We start from the raw sequence: 17361 nt of genomic DNA, 5'->3' as shown, positions 1-17361 counted from the left end.
GAGCGCCTGCTCAGGCATTAAGAATCGCGCCGCCATCCACCACAATGTCCTGCATGGTGACATGGCTGGCCAGATCCGACGCCAGGAAAACCACCACCTGAGCGATCTCTTCCGGCCGGGCAATTTTGCCCAGCGGAATCCCCAATTTGAACTGCTCCTGGAAACCGGCAATAGTGCGCTGCTCGGCATCGTCGCTGTGCCACAAAGATCGCTGCATCCGGGTATCGGTTGACCCCGGTGACACCACATTGCAACGCACACCGTAAGGAGCCAGCTCAAGGGCTGCACAATTGGCCAGACTGGTCAGCGCCGCTTTCGAAGCACAGTACGCGGTCATGTGAAGACGCGGAATATGCGCAGCATTGGAGCTGACGGTGACCACCGCTCCATTACGCTGCTGCTTGAACACCGGGATCAGTTGCTGCAACAGGTAAAACACCCCGGAAGCATTTACGTTGATACAGGTGTGCCAGTCATCAACGGTCAGCTCTTCGGTTTGCCCCATTCGCAAAATCCCGGCCACGTTCGCCAGCACATCAATCACCGGCTCCACGGCCAGAATGGTCTGTGCGACCTGACGGACTGCAGCCGGATCACTAATATCCACCTCATATGTGGCAAACGGATGGCTGATGCCCTCGCCGCGTGCGGCACTGAAATCAATGTCCAGCCCCATCACCCGGGCACCCAGACGATGGAAGCTCATCGCCACCTCATGACCGATCCCGCGCGCAGCACCGGTCACCCATACGACTTTGTTCTCGAACTGACCGGTAAAGGTCATTGCGGTTTGTTGTTCTGCCATCACCACACCATCTCCACTTCATCTTCACTTTGTTGCTGCATCTCGTCGAGATAGCGGCAGAAATCACTCAATACCGGGCGGTCAAACACGTCTGACACCTTGATGCTGACTTCAAACTCCGAGCCCAGACGGTTCACGATCTGGATGGTCTGCAACGACTGCCCACCCAGTTCAAAGAAGTTATCCTGCGAGTCAATTGAGCCCACCCCGAGGATCTGCTGCCAGATCGCACCGACCCGGTTCTCCGTTTCGCTGGCCAGCACCTGTCCGGTGCTGTCTTGCTGATAGCCCGCCAGCAAGGCTTTACGATCCACCTTGTTACTGCCGGTTTTCGGCAACGACGGGAAAAAGCGAAAATCGGTCGGGATCATCGCCGGCGGCAGGCTTTCCTGCAGGGCTTTCTTGATAGCCAGGGCATTAAAGCGGTCATACTGCTCACCGGCGACAAACGCCACCAGACGACGAAGACCGTTATCAAACACCATTCCCTGCACGCAGGCTTCTTCAATGCCGGTCAGCGCCAGCAGATGGGATTCCACTTCGCCCGGCTGAATCCGGTAGCCACTGATTTTGAATTCGTTATCGATCCGTCCCAGATACACCAGCTGGCCGTGTTCCAGCGTGACCCGATCGCCGGTGCGATAAACCCGGCAAAACTCATCGCCAACCTGCAAGGTCGAGAAAGCCGGGTGGTTCTGGCCCAGATAACCGTCTGCCAGGGTGTCCCCCATGATGACCAGCTCGCCGGTCGCCGCCGGACGGGACTGGCTGTCGAGTACCAGAACATTAACACCGGGCAGCGGCAGGCCAATCGGTAACTGGCTGTGCTCGCCGCTGAAGTGTTGCAGGTCAGTGCAGGTCGCCACGACCGTGGTTTCTGTCGGACCGTAGGTGTTAAACAGGTGAATACCGTTTGCCAGGCCAGTACCGGCAGAACCAGCCGCCTGTCTCGCGTTCTGTACCGCTTTCTGCCACTGCGCCAGCGGCTCGGGATACACGGCTTCCCCCCCGATGATCACACCACGGAGTGTGCCTGGCAGGGAGGCTGTGCCTGCTTGCAAACTGACTACCCACTCGTTCCAGAAGGCCGTCGGCAGATCCAGCACTGAAATCGTTGCCGCCTGCACCGAATCGGAGAAGGTTGCCATCGACTCCAGCATAGCGTCGGTACGCAGCACCAGCGTCGCCCCCTGACTAAGAGTGACAAAGATTTCTTCAATGCTGGCATCGAAGTTGAACGGGGCAAACTGCAGCACGCGATCAGCTGCGGTGACACCGTAGGTTGCCGCCGCTGCGGCCACGAAATGGTTCATCGCATGATGACTGATGGCCACGCCTTTCGGCTGGCCGGTCGACCCGGAAGTGAACATGATGTACGCCAGCTCAGATGCTGCAGGTTCGGTGAACGCACTTCCTTCATTGAAAAAACAGGTTGTATCAGAAGGGCCAGATTCAACTAACCCCGCAGACTGTAGGTGCCCCGCCAGCTGAATCGTGACCGGCAGTACTGACAGACGGTGCTGATACTGGGCCTCGGTGATCACAGTGCGGATCCCGGCCTGACTGACGATGCTGCTCTGGCGCTCAATTGGCTGGTCCGGATCCAGCGGTACATACACCGCCCCGCTCAGCATGACGGCCAGCACAGTGGTGATACACGGCAGCGAACGGCTCAGCGCAACGCCAACTTTCTCTCCCTCGCTGATTCCCTGTGCCCGCAACGTACCGGCCGCAGCCTCGGCTTTTTCTACCAGCACCTGATAGGTCAGTGACTCCCCCTCTTGCTCAACGGCAATTGCGGTCGGGTGTTCAGTCGCATGACGCCGAATCTCGGCCAGGACTGAGGCCGCTGCCGGGCGCTGCGGCTCTCCCTGAATCAACGCAGCAAGCCGTGCCTGCGCGTACAGGCCACCCAGCAGCGAGGCCGTCGTTTGGGTCGGTTCAGTCAGCCAGGTAGCCATCAGGGTCAACAGTTCCTGTTGCAGCCCCGCCAGCTGGCCTTTTTCGTACACCGCCGGGTTAGCGTCAAAGTCAACCACCGGCAGTCCTTCTGATTTACAGTGCAGCTCAATGGTCAAATCTTCCACCGGCCCCGCGCTGAGGTTCAGGGTATCGGCCGCCAGATTGCCGTACTGCAACGGGTGATCAAACGGCATGATGTTAACCAGTGCGCCGTATAACCGCTGGCTGCCGCCGACCCGGTTCAGGTCACGGCGTAGATCTTCATAGCGATAATGCTGGAAACGGCGCATTTTCTTTTTGTGTGCCGCGACCTTGCGCGCCACACTCAGCAGGTCATCCTCATCGGAGACCTCAACCACCAGCGGCACAATGTTCATTTGCATGCTTGGCACCGTCAGGGACTTCGAGCCCAGCCGGTTCATCACCATCATACCCAGCACCACCTGCTCGCTGTTGCCGTTACTGGTGATATTGCTGTTGGCACCATTGTGGCTGACAGCCGTGTTGTACTGACGCAGATGGGTACAGAGCGCGGCAAGGAAAATATCCGCCCAGGTCAGCTGATGCTGGTCCGCCAGCGTCTGGCACTGCTGCCACAGGCTGTCACTGAAGGTGGTACTCTGCCGATGGAACCGGGCGGCTATCGGGGCTACCTCGGTACTGTACGACGACGGCGCAGTATTCCCTGCCAGCGTTTCCAGCCAGAACTGACGGGCTTTGTCATACGCCCCGGAATCGCGGCGCTGCTGATCTTCGTCCAGTACCGCACTGAAACTGCCGAATGGCGACGGGGTGACCATCTGTCCTTGCACCAACAGCGAATAAACCTCGGCAATCCGCTGGAACATCAGGGTTGTACCAAAGCCGTCCAGCGCAATGTGATGGACACAGTTGTAGAGATAGTCATGCTGCTGCCCACGAAGCAAGGCAAAACGACACGGCAGTTGCTGTTCCAGATCGAACGCCAGTGTCATATCTTCTTCAGCCCAGCGACGCACTGCCGCAATCTCCTCGGCTTTGCTTCCCGCTTCCGAAGACAGCTCCACCACATCAAATGCCACAGGCTCGGAGGCGGCAATGCGATACGGCTGTTCGTTTTCACTACGGTAATAGCAGGACAGGCATTCGCTTTCTGCCACTGCCTGACGCACCGCCGCTGCCAACTTTTCGGCATCCACCTTCCCTTCAAACACGATGCACTCAGCGGTGTTGAACAGGGCTTTGTCTTCATTCAGGGTATGGCCCAGCCACAAGCCGTGCTGGGCAGTATTCAGGGCGATCATGCCACCGCCTCCTTTTGCCCGCGTTGTGGTGCCAATGCGGGCGTGTTCTGCAATGCCTCTGCCAGCAGAGCCCACCAGTGGTTAAACGTAGGCTCCTCCGCCAGCTGCACAAAGTTGAGCACAATCCCGTGCTTACGCCATTCGGTGATCAATGACATGATCTGCACCGAATCCAGACCGTAATCGACCAGGTTTTCATCCGGATCAAACTCGTTAACGTCTTCTTCCACCAGGCCGGCAATGCGCGCCAGCAGGCCGCTGCGAGTCAGAACAGCAGGCAGGTCATCCTGCTGGTCATCGATAAGTTGAGGCTGTTGAGGCTCACCAATCAAGGCGGCGGTAGACACCACCATCCCGGCCCGTCCGGCCACATAGCGCAGCGCCATTTCATGCTCTTCCAGTGAAAAATCAGCAATGGCGTCCCCCACCATGAACGGTTTGATATCACGCATAAAGGCATCCACCGCCGTCATCAGGCAGCCGATATGGCCATAGATCCCGCCAATCAGCAGCTGATCCCGACCCAGCTCTTTGAGCATGTGCTCCAGCGGCGAACGCTGAAACGCCGAGTAACGCCACTTGTCGAGGACGGTATCGCCGGCTTCCGGCGCCAGCGCCTCAACCACTTGTTGTAGCTCAGGAGACTTGTTCAGGCCCGGGCCCCACATGTCGTTGAGCAGGGCACGATCTGCCATGTTCTGCTCTTTCGGCTGGGCGGTGTAAATCACCGGAATACCGTTGGCTTTGCAAAAACGCTTCAGGGCAACCAGATTACTCAGCAAGGTCAGCATCAGCGCGCTGTCACGCTCATAGAAACTGACAAAGTACTCTTGCATGTCGTGGATCAGAAAAGCCGCTTTCTCCGGCGCAAATGCCCACTCGACTTTATTGGCAGGAAACGCCTCGGCAGCTGGCATGGTGTAAGTCGGCAATGATGGGATAGTCATGATAAAACGTCCTTTTCTGGCTGAGGCTGTAACTGGGCGTGAACTTGGTCGGCGATCTGCTGACGCAGGGCTTTTTTGTCAATTTTGCCGACATGGGTCATCGGCATGGCATCGACGGTTTCGATGCGATCGGGCAGCTTGTAGTCGGCGATACCGCATGCCCGCAGATGCTTTCGAATCGCAATGGTTTTGAGTTTGGGGTTAGTGGTAACGATAAAGGCGCAGCTTTTCTCCCCCATCACCGGATCCGGCATCGCCACCAGCGCGGCCTGAGTGATTTCCGGCAGGGCCAGCAGCTGGTTTTCGATCTCTTCCGCCGCAACTTTCTCGCCGCCACGGTTAATCTGATCTTTGTCACGACCAACCACCATCAGGTAGCCGTCGTCAGTCATCACCACCACGTCGCCAGAGCGGTAGAAGCCGTCCTGATCAAACGCAGTTTGGTTATGTTCGGGACTGTTGTAGTACCCGCGGAAGGTATAAGGGCCACGGGTCAGCAGCGCACCGGGGGTACCCCGCGGCACATCCTGACCGTTTTCGTCAACGATGCGGATTTCGTCATCTTCGCTGATAGGCCGCCCTTGGGTATTGAGCACATGCCATTCGCTGTCGTCGAAGCGGGTGTAGTTCACCAGCCCTTCGGCCATGCCGAAGACCTGCTGCAACTGACAGCCCAGTTCCGGCTGAATACGGCGAGCCAGACTCTCCCCGAGCCGGGCACCACCAACCTGCAGAAACTGCAGACTTGCCAATTCTGAGCCATCATCGGCCGCGGCCTGCAACCACAATGTAACCGCCGGCGGCACCAGAGAGGTCATGGTGACCTGATGGCGTTTGATCAGCGGGAAGCAGGTCATCGGGCTAGGCTCCGGTGCCAGTACCACGGTGCCTCCGGCATAGAACACCCCCAGCGCTCCCGGAGAGCTCAGGGTAAAGTTATGCGGCACCGGTAATGCACAGAGGAAAACCGAGTCGCGGTCCAGCAGGCAAATCTCGGCGCTGGCTCGCACGCTGTAGTAGTAGTCATTATGAGTACGTGGAATGAGTTTCGGCGTACCGGTACTGCCGCCGGATAACTGGAAGAAGGCAACTTCAGAGGCATCCAGCTCAGGCCATGAGCGGAGGGCGTCATTGTGGCCATGTGTTGTACTACCAGACACGGTATTGTCAGACACAATATGAGTCGCGGTCAGTTCACCTTTGATAGCCGCAGCCAGCGAGTGGCCAAAAGGAACCTCATCAGAAGCCTCACCGTCCACCAGCCAGTGCCGCAGCGAAGGATACTGCTGGCTGAGCGCCTGTGCATACTCATTGTCGGCGAACAAGCTGTGGCGGGAAGACACCACCGCCAGCGTCGGCTGAATTTGCCCGGCATACGCCGACAGCTCGTGGCGGTTATGGCTGAACAACGCATTCACCGGCACCACGCCCAGTTTCATCAGGGCAAAAAAGACAATGTAGAACTCAGCCACATTTGGCAGGTGCACCAGGGCGGTGTCCCCCGGTTTTATGCCCAGTTGCAGCAGCGAATCCGCCAATCGGGCAGCGTCCAGCTCCAGCTGGCGATACGTCCAGCTGCGCTCGCCGCAAATCAGCGCCCGGTGTTCCGCGCGCTCACTCTGATGACGGATAAGGATGTCGGTCATCGGCACATCGATCCAATAGCCTTTCTCCCGATATGAAGCGGCAATCTCGGCCGGCCAGGGGGTATACGCAATGCTCATGCGACCACCTGTTCGCCCAGTCCGAAGGCATTGAGCATGGTGCCCAATTTAGCCTCGGTTTCGGCCCACTCCGCCTGCGGACAGGACGCATTGACAATACCGGCCCCGGCAAACAACCGTACAGAGTTGTTAAACACCTTGCCACAGCGGATGGTCACCGCCCACTCACCGTTCCCCTGGGAGTCACACCAGCCCACCATGCCGGTGAACATGCCGCGCTCGTACGGCTCTAGCTCTTTAATCGCATCACGGGACAAGTTAAACGGGAAACCGCACACCGCGGGGGTCGGGTGCAGCAGGCAGGCCAGTTGCAGCACATTGTAGCTGGCCTTGTTACTGGCCTTGTCACTAGAGTTGTTGTTGGCATTAAGGCTGGCTTGGCCGCTGGCTGACTGAGTTGCTGGTTCCTGATTCTCACAGGCGTTGAGCTGCCCCTCGATACGAGTCGACAGATGCCACATCGCGGGGGTATGAATCAGTGACGGGTCAGCCGGGACGTCGAGCTCACGGCAATATGGCGCTAGCTGCTGGGCGATCTCGTCTATCACCAGCCGGTGCTCGTAGAGATCTTTTTGCGAATGCAGCAGCGCTTGGCTGATTTGCTCATCCGCGTCTTTACTGGCCTGACGCTTCGCTGAACCCGCCAGTGGATTAGACAGAATCTGGTTTCCTTCCTGGCGAATCAGCAGCTCAGGGCTGGCGCCCAGCAATACGGACTGATCCGGCTGCGGAACAGAAAAGTGGAACCCCTGCGGGTTTTGGCTGATCAGCCGGGCAAGAATGTCGTGGGCCGAAACCGTGTCGCTCAGCTCGATATTAAGGACCCGAGACAACACGGCTTTCTCCAGACGGGTGTGATGGAACTTCTCTACCGCCTGCGCGACCGCGTGTTTGAACACCGATTCTTCCGGCTCACTGCGGGTCGACAAGACGTGGAATGACTTGGCCCCAGCCGCGTCAGATTGCCCGCTGACCATAACCGGATTGCGTTCGGTCACTTCAACCTGTTCAGGAATATAAAGGCAAGAAGGCTCGGAGACATCAAACGGAATCGAACCGATAAGAATAGGATTTTCGATGCCGCGGGCTTTTGCCTCGGCAAATTGATGCGAAATGACCTGCTGGAATTCGCTGTGCGGGTGTTCGCCGTTAATGGCGGGGGTGGTAATCCGCTGGCTAATTCCCCGTCCTCTGACGGTCCGGTAGGCGGAGGAGAAAAAAAGGTCACTGTCGGGTGAGAATACCGGATTCAGTGACTGATTCTCACTTTGCGCGTGTTGCATGTCACAACTCCCTTTTTACGCAAGACAAGGTGCAGCTTACTGAGGACAGTAAACCGGCTGTTTGTGCTTTGACGTTGGCTTTTGACGTTAGGTTTTAATAGTTAGAAAGTGACGTCACATTGCTGGTCGTAAGGAAAGAAAGAGCCAACTCCGTTGGCTCTTTCGGTGTCAGTCGTGCTGACCATTGTTATTAGAAGTCGTAGGAAATCCCTGCGTACACACTGCGGGCTTTCAGGATGTAATCAAGCTGTGTCGCGGTATCGTCCCGCTCTTCATCCGTCAGGTTGGTTACACCCAACTTCAGGTTCAGGTTCTTGATGGCTTCGTAGCGGGCACCCAGATCCAGTGTGCCGTACCCATCCAGTTTTTCACCCGAACGTACATACTGAGAACCGGTGTACTGATAAGACGTGTAGGCATGCAGATTATCCAGCGCCTGCCAGTCAATCTGAACATTCGCCGTATGTTTCGGGGTCAGGATCAGATCTTTCTTCGTGTTTTTGTCTTCAGCACTGGTGTACATGTAGTTTGCCGACACAGTGATCGTGTCGGTAAGATCAAACCATGCCATGGTTTCCACGCCTTTAACTTCAGCTTCATCTACGTTGAAGTAGCTCAGCTCAGTTTTCACGCGATCCCAGTTCTCTGCCTGAATCATGTCCTCAATGTCGTTTTCGAACAGGGTCAGACCGGCACCCCAGCGACTAGCTTCGTAGCTGGTGCCCAGCTCATAGCTCAGAGAGGTTTCCGCTTTCAGGTTCGGGTTACCGACCACACTACAGGCACCACGACAGGCCAGCACGGAGTAAGCATCACTGTACTGGTTCAAGCTTGGTGCTTTGAAGGCTTTACCCACACCACCTTTCACAACCCAGTTATCGTTGATTTTGTACACCGCATACGCACGCGGGCTGAATTCGCCACCGTAGACTTCGTGGTCGTCAAATCGGCCACCCAGCGTGATCGCCAGATCTCCCAGAGAGAATTCATCCTGCAGGTAGACCGCTGCCTGGTTATAGCTCACCGAGCCACTGCCCAGCGTCAGGTTATTCTTGAGCTTGATGTCACGGTACTCCGCCCCGCCGGTCAGCAGGTGATCACCAACATAGCCCGACAACTGCACGTCAACCGTGTTGTTGGTCTGTTTGATGTCACCCACGGCACCATTCAGCTCAGAGTCATCCATCAGCTTGGACTCATCAAAGCTGTAGCGCAGACGGGAATCAAAGTTTTCCCAGTAGCCATTGTGAGTCAGGGCAACGTTATAACGCTCCAGCTCCTGCACATTGTTCACGGCACGGCCCCAGTTATTCCAGTCCGCATCACGATCATCTTTGCTGTACAGCAGATCCAGGTCGATATCCTGCTGCTGGTTCACCAGCCATTTCAGGTTTGAGAAAATGTTCAGCTCATCGCGTTCTTCCAGAACATCCGTATCCGGGTTAACGGATTTGTTGGTACGCCAGGCATCACGATCGCTTTTTTCAACAATCAGGTTCGCCAGCAGGGTGTCAGGAACCAGTGCACCGCTCACATAAGCGTTCAGCTTGTGGGTATCGCCACCGGAACCTTTGGTAATACCGTCATATTGGTAACCCACTGAGCCCTGCACATCTTCTGTCGGCTTACGCAGGATCACGTTAACCACCCCGCCCAGCGCATCCGCACCATAAAGGGATGACATCGGGCCACGAATCACCTCGATACGCTCAACCGCAGACATCGGGATGCTGGACAGGTCAAAATCATTACCGTAGGCACTGGTCAGTGCATCACGGGAGTTAATCCGGCGACCATTTACCAGCAGTAGCGTGTAGTCTGCCGCCAGGCCACGGATTTTGATTTCATTTCGGCCGTAAGACGTACCCGGGTTGATGTTGATACCTGGCAGCTTGCGGATCGCTTCTGCGACATCGTTGACCACCAACTGATCCAGATCTTCACGGGTGACATAAGACACAGAGGCTGGTGCTGTCAGCTCCGGGTGCGCCGTTTGACTCGCCGTCACCACCATCACTTCATCGGTGGCGCTCTCTGCCATCGCTGTAAATGATGAAACCAGGCCCAATACGCACAAGGCGCGGTTTAAACGAGTTAGCTTGATAACACTATCCCCTTGATGCTGATACATTTTCACACTCCATTACGAACAATGGCGCAAATGATAATTATTGTTATTTTCATCGTCAACAAGGAATCTACACTTTCATGCACTTTTTTGACATGCGTGTAAATTATTGACGCATATTAGTAACAGCTTGACTGGGGTTTTTCAGACTGAGGAGTGAAGATGAGGGTTGCCCCGGGGAATTACCCCGGAGCGTGTTGTGAAGCCTGCGACTGTTTCAACGCAGGAATGAACCAGCAGGCAAGCAGAGGAACGGTTAACGCAGAAACCATGGTCAAGGCGGCCAGTGTATCCAGCCCCTGCAACTGATGATCTTTGCCGGACACCAAATACAGCGAACTCATTACACTTGCCGCGCCGGCTGCCAGATTGGACATGGTTGACTGATACGTCATGAACGCGGCCCGAAACTGTGGCGGCGGAACCCGCGAAGTAAAGGCGGCCAGCACCGCACTGCGCGCCGAACTCGATGCCATAAACAGAATGAAAATCAGATATACCAGCTTGTCGGCGCCTTCACTGACAAAGCCGTAATACACCACTACAGCCACCACCGCGCTGAGGCCGAACAGCGCAGTTTGGCCAAAGCCTTTATCCATCATCCGGCCGGAGTAGCGCATGGCAACAATGCTCATCAGACCACCCAGCAAATACAGATAGCTGATTTCATCGCGCGGGAAACCCAGATTGAACTGGAAGTACGTTGACAGGTTTGGCACCAACAAGAAATGGCCGAACAAGCTGACCGCCATCATGCCCATCGCGAGCAAGAACGGCGTAGACCAAATCATTGCCGACAGCCCAGATGCTCTCGCGCCATTCGTTACCGTTGCTGTTGTCGTCGGCAACGGGGAGTGAGGTTGCAGCGAAGGCATGTACAGCTGTACTGCCATTGCCATCATCAGGCCCATTGCGCCAAACAGGAAGAACGTTGACTGCCAGCTCAGCCATTGGGACATCTGCAAAGAGACCGGAACGATAATGATCGCAGCCAGTGAAAAGCCACTGGCGACAAAAGCCATCGCCCTTCCCCGCTCGGCGACCTGAGTCACATCAATGACCGCCGCCATAATCAATCCGCTCAGTGGACCAGAGAAACATCCTGCCGCGACAAACAACAGCAGTAACTGCTCCGGGGTGGCCGCAAAACCGCAGATCAAAATCAGTACTGAACGGAGGAAAAGAAACAAGGTCAGCGCCGAGCGCCGGTCATAGCGATCAAGAAGCGGAGCCAACAGAAAACCGACAATCGCCGAGCCCAATGTGGCTCCACCACTGATGTAGCCGATGTGCTCGCCCTGAAAACCGATGTCCCGCACCAGATCCGGGCCAAGCGGCATAACCATCATCAGGGTACCGACAGAGAGCATGTTAATCAGCAGAGCAAGCCGTAAAACAGACTTGGAATTCAGCGTGTTATTGTCCATAACGACACTACCAGTAAGAAAAAAGGCGATTGTAGCGACCTTCACTCCAAATCACAATAATGATAATTATTATCAATCGAAATATTCTGAGCGAGTAAAGGTGAGCACTGACTCCCCCATCATCTGGTAATACACTTTGCCTTTTCGCCCGGAGGGCAACGTTGCCGCCAGTTCGCACTTCAGCTCAAAATGGAGCCATTGCTCATCCAGGTGGGTAAACGCCACTTCCAGAAAGTCAAAATAACGCTGTACCTGAGGATACAACGCTTTAAAAATGCTCTCTTTGGCAGAGAAAATCAGTGTCATCAGGACACAATCATCCATCCCCTGCGTACCGAGCCTTCGCCCTTCTTCAGGGTCAGTCACCACACCTGCCATTCCGGCAACGAGCTCTGGTGCAATCAATCGTTCAATATCCAACCCAACACCGCAGCGATCATGAGTTTGATGGCTGATCACACAGGCCGCCAACTGGTCATGATGACTGATACTGCCGACAATGCCATGCGGCCAGATTGGCGCTCGATTCGGCCCAATTGCCACATCCTGAGACTGGATGCCTCTCTGCTCCAGCAATGTGCGCGCCAGAAAACGCCCGGCCAGAAACTCAGCCTGGCGTTTAGCCACCGCTGTTTTAACAGGCTCAGGCGCCGATATCGAGAGTTGCCGGAACAACTCGTCAGAAAAATGACCTAACTCGAAACGACCAACCAGCATAGCAAGATCGTCATCAGGCAGGAAAACGGACTCAACCGCGTGAATAAATGCCGAATCATCCATGTGAACGCAACACTCTATTAAACAATAATAACTCGCATTATCGTAATAATAGAATTGCAATACAACGGCCATTTCGTTCTACAACCGTGCGATAACAACAACCGTATTTACCATCATTTCTACCGCTAAGGCCGATTACCAAGGGCTCTACATCAGCAATGGGCTGTAAGCAGAATATCCGCCAACAAGTGACACACTGCCATTTTGGCCTTCACGATCCACCCAGTTAACCGTTACCTTCAGTTTCTTGAACAGGATATTGCCAGAGGCATCCGTTTTTGCCGCCCCAACCACTGCGACGCTACCGGTCATGGGTGAAAAGTCAATTTTACAAGACTCCAGATTCGACAACGTCAGCGAGGTCACAGTACCGTTGCAACTGACATTGGCTCCAACATTCTGCCACAGCATGAGTTGCTGCTCTGCTTTACGCACGGCCTGATACTGTAAATCGGTTTGTTCACTTTTCAGCTCGACATAGGACTGCAGTTTCAAAATGGCAACCAGCGAAAAAGAGATCACCAGCACTGACACCAGCACCTCTACCAAACTGAAGCCTCGCGATGGCTTAATCTGCAAATTAGAAGTCATGCCAACTCCCTTTCAAAATAACAGGCTTCTTACCAAAGGGGCTCTCAGAGTAATCGACTTTGCCTTTAGAATAACCCGGCTGGAAAGCCCCAAACACATGAGAAATACGATCTGGCGAGTCTAAATTGAAGGCTCCCCGTGTTATGAAACTGCCGCGAAAATAAAAAGGCACATTAGCTAAATCAGTGCCCGGTAAATGCACCCCAAGACCAGAATCACTCCAGGCAGCCAGCAGTTGTTCATTTGTCATGCTGATATCAAATAAATAGAGATTCCCATGAAAATAGATATTGGTTGAGGAGTACAACAAACCATCTTTAATAACAACCGTCACGGCATCTTCCGCACTGGCAACTTGCGGATACGTTACTCCTTCCAAGTCACAGGTGCCTTCAATCCATATGTAACGCTGTTTCTCTTTCAATGGCTTAGATTTATTTGTATCAATGATATTTTGAATTTTAGTTCCACAATTTTGTACTTTTTTAAACTCGACTGTTTTTTTAACGTCACCGACGGTTATCTCTTTGCTCAGGGTATCTCCGGTAATTTTCACTTGAAATTTATCCACCACCTCAGCCCAACGTTCCCTCGGCACCGCAAAGTTTTCGTCAAAGAGATCAAGATCTAATATATCTTGCTGAATATCATTCTTATATTCTTCAGGTTTTTTAGGAGAAACCGTTTTATGTGATTCATTACAACTTATTTCCACCCCATCTATTTTTTTTCTATGCCCATTCTGATCATGGGGATCACGCACAACTAAATCGGCACCATTAAGCAGGTGAAGTTTACCTCCGGTTCTAATCGAACTGCAGTCATATCCCGCACCATTTTTCGCACCTTCATAAGGATCTATTGTTTGAGAAACGTTGAAAGCGATACTGCCAGATGAAGAAAAAGCGGCCGTTGGTCCATTCGAACCTGATGCCATAATATAGAGAGACGATACGGCTTCACCATTTGTTACCGCATCTTTCGATACTGACGTTAATTTATATTTTCCTGATGCAGGAATATGATTAAAACTTATCGTGCCATCATGACAACTAGTGAAATCATGAGAGGCCGTCACATCTTTGGAGGTAACAATAATTTCTGCCGCACATTGTAATGCCGTATTTGACTTCGCTTTTAATTCTTTAGAGACAATCACATTTTGGGCTTTTTTCAAGTTGAATCCCTGTACGGCTAATACACTAAATGCATACAAAGCCATAACTATGGCTATTACCATAGTGATCATCAATGTTGAAAAGCCATGTGCTTTCTGCCGGATTCTATTCATGCCTCAATGTCCTATGGCGCTATATTTGGTAGAGTGACATTCACACTTCGCTGCTCAGTCATGGCGCCAAGCGTTCCCTGAATGGTAATGGTTAAATTTTCTATACTTGCCGATGAACCCGGTTTTACAGAGGGTAACTTTGTTCGTAAAAAGTCTAATTGCGTTACCGTTACCATCGGATTGTTGTAATCCTGCCAATGAGAACTACTACAAGACCAATTAGTTAGCCCACTATAGTTTTTATAAATTTCGAATTCTTTCTTTCCGTCTTTATTACTGTCATTCCAGCGATAACCTCGGGCATCGCTATCCCTGACACTGACCACACCCGGGCTAGAATCCTCATTGTAGGCAAACACAATACAAGTACCACTCGAAGCAGTTGCAGACCCATCAAGTAGAAGGCTCGATTTTGCGCCCGAAACATCATTCAGAATAAAGTTATTCGAAGACGTACAGTCTCCGCAGTATCCAGCTCGACGGATATCATCCGCCATCATGAGTAAAATCCCATCTAATTCTGATTTCAAAGATGCATGCTTTAATTGATTATTACTGGTCGATAAGCCAAACGAATAAGATGAAGTAATGACACTTAACGCAATCAATCCAAGAAAGGTAGAGATCAGTAATTCAATTAATGTAAATCCTTTCATTATACGCATAAAGATTTACCACCATGTGTTAAGCTAGAACAAGGAAATATAAAGCCTACATCCGTTATCCTTACGCCTGATACAAAATTGGGGTCACTGGTACTGTTTACCAGTACTCTTCGGCTATTTGTTGATTTTCCTGTTGTGGGATTAAAGGCGACTAATATTCCTTCAGAGAGATTAACAACGCCCCCACCAGCATTAACCGTTTTTATATTGTAATGATGACTATTATCGAATATAAAACGAGGATAATCCGATGAGGCTAATTCACAGCTATCACTGTCTCCTTGCTTTCTCATGCCTATACAGTGATTATTATTCGAGTCAATCTCATAAAATAACTCAACAGAAACGTTTCTCTTTACTGCTTCTGTTTTAGCCAATCTAACAAATTCAAATAATTGTTCGGCTTCGCTATTTACCTTGCTGTGATTAACCATGGTATTAAAATTTGGAACCGAAAAGGTAGCTATTATTCCAATTATACTGATGCTGAGTATGAGTTCTAAAAGCGTTATACCTTGATTCATCTTCCAATATTTCATAAAAACCACTAAAACTGAAATAGATTACTTGAAAGCAATCTATCACAGGGTTTAATTTTGAGCATATCCACAAAATTTGTTTTCGTCGCGGTTAAAAAAATGAGTGAAATGAAAAGGTGTTTTTTTCAGAAAGGTTTGACCTTGATTGAATTACTGATCGTCGTCAGCATCATCAGTATTATTAGTGCCATTGCCGTCCCAGCTTACAACAACCACGTCGAGTCAGCGCGACGAGTAGAAGCGCGTTCAAGTCTGATGGAACTGCATTTATGGGCGGAACAATATTTCACTCTCAACAGAAGCTATCCCAGTTCAGGTAACTTAAGTGCGGGATCGCCATCCTGCAGCGCCTGTACACTCTCCACGCACTATACATTTTCGATTACTAATTCCGGGGCGGGGCAAGACCGGTTTGTGATTACAGCTGCACCCAAATCAACCGGGGCACAAAAAAATGACAGTTGTAAAAAGCTGACCATCAATGCTGCTGGTATTAAGAAAGGCTATGGTTCTGGGAGGGCTAACAACTCGGATTGCTGGTCATGACAAGTGAAAAGTAAAAAGTGAGTAACCAGATCTATTTACTGTAATAGGCGTATAGCTCTTGCAGTATGCGGCTACCATAAATAAGCGTTAACCATATACGGTTCACAAGCAACAAAAAAGCCAGCATTTGCTGGCTTTTTGTATTTTATCAGGGCTTATAAATTACCCGGTCAAATCATCAAAGAACTTCTTCACGCCGTCGAAGAAACCTTCTGATTTTGGCTTATGCTTTTTCGCGGCTGAGCCACCCAGGGTCTCTTCCAGCTCCTGCAGCAGTTCTTTCTGGCGGGCACTCAGGTTCACCGGTGTTTCGACAACCAGCTTACAGATCAGATCACCCACAGCGCCACCGCGTACCGATTTCACACCTTTACCACGCATGCGGAACATGCGCCCGGTTTGGGTCTCTGCCGGTACTTTCAGTTTCACACGGCCATCCAGCGTCGGGACTTCCACCTCGCCGCCCAGTGCCGCCATCGTAAAGCTGACTGGTACTTCGCAGTACAGGTTGTTGCCGTCACGCTCGAAAATGTGGTGCTGCGCCACGTGAACCTGAACGTACAGATCCCCGGCTGGTGCACCAAATTCTCCGGCCTCACCTTCACCGGTCAGACGAATACGGTCACCCGTATCCACACCGGCAGGGATTTTAACTGACAGTGTCTTGGTTTCTTCTTTGCGACCCTGACCATGACAAGTACCACACGGCTCTTTAATGATCTTACCGCGGCCATGACAATGCGGACAGGTTTGCTGTACAGCAAAGAAGCCCTGACGCATCTGTACCTGGCCTGAGCCATGACAGGTACCACAAGTGGTTGCAGAGGTACCTTTTTTCGCACCGCTACCGTCACAGGTATCACAGTGAACCAGTGTCGGAACACGAATTTCTTTGGTACAACCGCGAACAGCTTCTTCGAGTGTCAGCTCCATGTTGTAGCGCAGATCGGCGCCGCGCTGCGCACGTTGCTGACCACCCCGACGGCCACCGCCACCGAAGATATCGCCAAACACATCACCGAAAATATCACCGAAATCAGCACCGCCGCCGAAACCGCCACCACCAAAGCCACCGCCCTGTTCAAAGGCTGCGTGACCGTACTGATCGTACGCGGCGCGCTTCTGAGGATCCGTCAGGATTTCATACGCGTGCTTTACTTCTTTGAATTTTTCCGCTGCCTGCTCATCACCCTGATTACGGTCAGGGTGGAATTTCATGGCAAGACGCTTGTACGCCTTTTTAATGTCACGTTCTGAAGCATCACGAGCAACGCCCAGAACCTCGTAAAAATCTCTTTTTGACATAAGGATTTGTCACCTGCCTTAATACAGCTACGGGCGTAAGAGTAGCCTCCAACGCCCGTGCTCAAAATAAGATTAAGCGTTAGCT

At 52.5% G+C, this 17361-nt stretch carries 14 protein-coding genes; 1 reads left to right on the top strand and 13 read right to left on the bottom strand.

The features are described from left to right. Positions 1 to 10: 10 nt before the first annotated feature. From dhbA to PGW97_RS03185, 12 genes are all read right to left on the bottom strand, one after another. On the bottom strand, positions 11 to 805 hold the full coding sequence (gene dhbA / locus PGW97_RS03240) for a 2,3-dihydro-2,3-dihydroxybenzoate dehydrogenase (RefSeq protein ID WP_273858683.1): 795 nt from the start codon (positions 803 to 805) through the stop codon (positions 11 to 13). Further along, positions 805 to 4050: an amino acid adenylation domain-containing protein gene (locus PGW97_RS03235; RefSeq protein ID WP_273858681.1), complete on the bottom strand. Its 3246-nt coding sequence runs from the start codon at positions 4048 to 4050 to the stop codon at positions 805 to 807. The genes dhbA and PGW97_RS03235 overlap by 1 nt, the downstream gene beginning before the upstream one ends. Further along, positions 4047 to 4997 (bottom strand): isochorismatase family protein, encoded by a 951-nt coding sequence (locus PGW97_RS03230; RefSeq protein ID WP_273858679.1) that lies wholly within the window; start codon positions 4995 to 4997, stop codon positions 4047 to 4049. Before PGW97_RS03230 ends, PGW97_RS03235 begins: the two co-directional genes overlap by 4 nt. Further along, positions 4994 to 6721, bottom strand: coding sequence for a (2,3-dihydroxybenzoyl)adenylate synthase (locus tag PGW97_RS03225; protein ID WP_273858677.1), 1728 nt, complete (start codon positions 6719 to 6721; stop codon positions 4994 to 4996). Before PGW97_RS03225 ends, PGW97_RS03230 begins: the two co-directional genes overlap by 4 nt. After that, complete coding sequence (locus tag PGW97_RS03220) at positions 6718 to 8004, bottom strand: isochorismate synthase (protein WP_337960368.1); 1287 nt, start codon at positions 8002 to 8004, stop codon at positions 6718 to 6720. Before PGW97_RS03220 ends, PGW97_RS03225 begins: the two co-directional genes overlap by 4 nt. A 190-nt stretch (positions 8005 to 8194) precedes the next feature. Next, on the bottom strand, positions 8195 to 10135 hold the full coding sequence (locus tag PGW97_RS03215) for a TonB-dependent receptor domain-containing protein (protein WP_047886550.1): 1941 nt from the start codon (positions 10133 to 10135) through the stop codon (positions 8195 to 8197). A 179-nt stretch (positions 10136 to 10314) separates the two neighbouring features. Next, positions 10315 to 11559: an MFS transporter gene (locus PGW97_RS03210; protein ID WP_273858675.1), complete on the bottom strand. Its 1245-nt coding sequence runs from the start codon at positions 11557 to 11559 to the stop codon at positions 10315 to 10317. A gap of 72 nt (positions 11560 to 11631) precedes the next feature. Beyond that, positions 11632 to 12339, bottom strand: coding sequence for a 4'-phosphopantetheinyl transferase family protein (locus tag PGW97_RS03205; RefSeq protein ID WP_217392170.1), 708 nt, complete (start codon positions 12337 to 12339; stop codon positions 11632 to 11634). Positions 12340 to 12486: 147 nt separating this feature from the next. Next, positions 12487 to 12930, bottom strand: a complete 444-nt coding sequence (locus PGW97_RS03200; RefSeq protein ID WP_217392169.1) for a prepilin-type N-terminal cleavage/methylation domain-containing protein — start codon at positions 12928 to 12930, stop codon at positions 12487 to 12489. Further along, a complete protein-coding gene (locus tag PGW97_RS03195) occupies positions 12920 to 14221 on the bottom strand; it encodes a pilus assembly FimT family protein (protein ID WP_273858672.1) in 1302 nt (433 codons plus the stop codon). The genes PGW97_RS03200 and PGW97_RS03195 overlap by 11 nt, the downstream gene beginning before the upstream one ends. An 11-nt stretch (positions 14222 to 14232) precedes the next feature. After that, entirely contained in the window at positions 14233 to 14886 is a 654-nt protein-coding gene (locus PGW97_RS03190) for a PilW family protein (protein ID WP_217392167.1), read from the bottom strand. Next, positions 14877 to 15425 (bottom strand): pilus assembly FimT family protein, encoded by a 549-nt coding sequence (locus PGW97_RS03185; RefSeq protein WP_107193813.1) that lies wholly within the window; start codon positions 15423 to 15425, stop codon positions 14877 to 14879. Before PGW97_RS03185 ends, PGW97_RS03190 begins: the two co-directional genes overlap by 10 nt. 99 nt (positions 15426 to 15524) lie before the next feature. Here PGW97_RS03185 and PGW97_RS03180 point away from each other — a divergent pair, with 99 nt between their 5' ends. After that, positions 15525 to 15971, top strand: a complete 447-nt coding sequence (locus tag PGW97_RS03180) for a type IV pilin protein (RefSeq protein ID WP_273858668.1) — start codon at positions 15525 to 15527, stop codon at positions 15969 to 15971. Between the two features lie 162 nt (positions 15972 to 16133). On the opposite strand, the gene dnaJ is transcribed toward PGW97_RS03180, so the two are convergent. Continuing rightward, positions 16134 to 17276 (bottom strand): molecular chaperone DnaJ, encoded by a 1143-nt coding sequence (gene dnaJ, locus PGW97_RS03175; RefSeq protein WP_273858666.1) that lies wholly within the window; start codon positions 17274 to 17276, stop codon positions 16134 to 16136. Positions 17277 to 17361: the final 85 nt, after the last annotated feature.

The sequence above is a fragment of the Photobacterium sp. GSS17 genome (genome assembly GCF_028621875.1).
Taxonomy (GTDB): domain Bacteria; phylum Pseudomonadota; class Gammaproteobacteria; order Enterobacterales; family Vibrionaceae; genus Photobacterium; species Photobacterium ganghwense.
The sequence above is the reverse complement of the archived record's forward strand: the minus strand, read 5'-3'. Positions and strand labels throughout refer to the sequence as shown.

Excerpts from the sequence above, each read along its gene's own strand:
- dhbA (WP_273858683.1), bottom strand. The coding sequence starts at position 805 with ATGGCAGAACAACAAACCGCAATGACCTTTACCGGTCAGTTCGAGAAC.
- PGW97_RS03200 (WP_217392169.1), bottom strand. The coding sequence starts at position 12,930 with ATGACTTCTAATTTGCAGATTAAGCCATCGCGAGGCTTCAGTTTGGTA.
- PGW97_RS03195 (WP_273858672.1), bottom strand. The coding sequence starts at position 14,221 with ATGAATAGAATCCGGCAGAAAGCACATGGCTTTTCAACATTGATGATC.
- PGW97_RS03230 (WP_273858679.1), bottom strand. The coding sequence starts at position 4,997 with ATGACTATCCCATCATTGCCGACTTACACCATGCCAGCTGCCGAGGCG.
- PGW97_RS03225 (WP_273858677.1), bottom strand. The coding sequence starts at position 6,721 with ATGAGCATTGCGTATACCCCCTGGCCGGCCGAGATTGCCGCTTCATAT.
- dnaJ (WP_273858666.1), bottom strand. The coding sequence starts at position 17,276 with ATGTCAAAAAGAGATTTTTACGAGGTTCTGGGCGTTGCTCGTGATGCT.
- PGW97_RS03180 (WP_273858668.1), top strand. The coding sequence starts at position 15,525 with ATGAGTGAAATGAAAAGGTGTTTTTTTCAGAAAGGTTTGACCTTGATT.
- PGW97_RS03235 (WP_273858681.1), bottom strand. The coding sequence starts at position 4,050 with ATGATCGCCCTGAATACTGCCCAGCACGGCTTGTGGCTGGGCCATACC.
- PGW97_RS03210 (WP_273858675.1), bottom strand. The coding sequence starts at position 11,559 with ATGGACAATAACACGCTGAATTCCAAGTCTGTTTTACGGCTTGCTCTG.
- PGW97_RS03185 (WP_107193813.1), bottom strand. The coding sequence starts at position 15,425 with ATGAAATATTGGAAGATGAATCAAGGTATAACGCTTTTAGAACTCATA.
- PGW97_RS03220 (WP_337960368.1), bottom strand. The coding sequence starts at position 8,004 with ATGCAACACGCGCAAAGTGAGAATCAGTCACTGAATCCGGTATTCTCA.
- PGW97_RS03190 (WP_217392167.1), bottom strand. The coding sequence starts at position 14,886 with ATGCGTATAATGAAAGGATTTACATTAATTGAATTACTGATCTCTACC.
- PGW97_RS03205 (WP_217392170.1), bottom strand. The coding sequence starts at position 12,339 with ATGGATGATTCGGCATTTATTCACGCGGTTGAGTCCGTTTTCCTGCCT.
- PGW97_RS03215 (WP_047886550.1), bottom strand. The coding sequence starts at position 10,135 with ATGTATCAGCATCAAGGGGATAGTGTTATCAAGCTAACTCGTTTAAAC.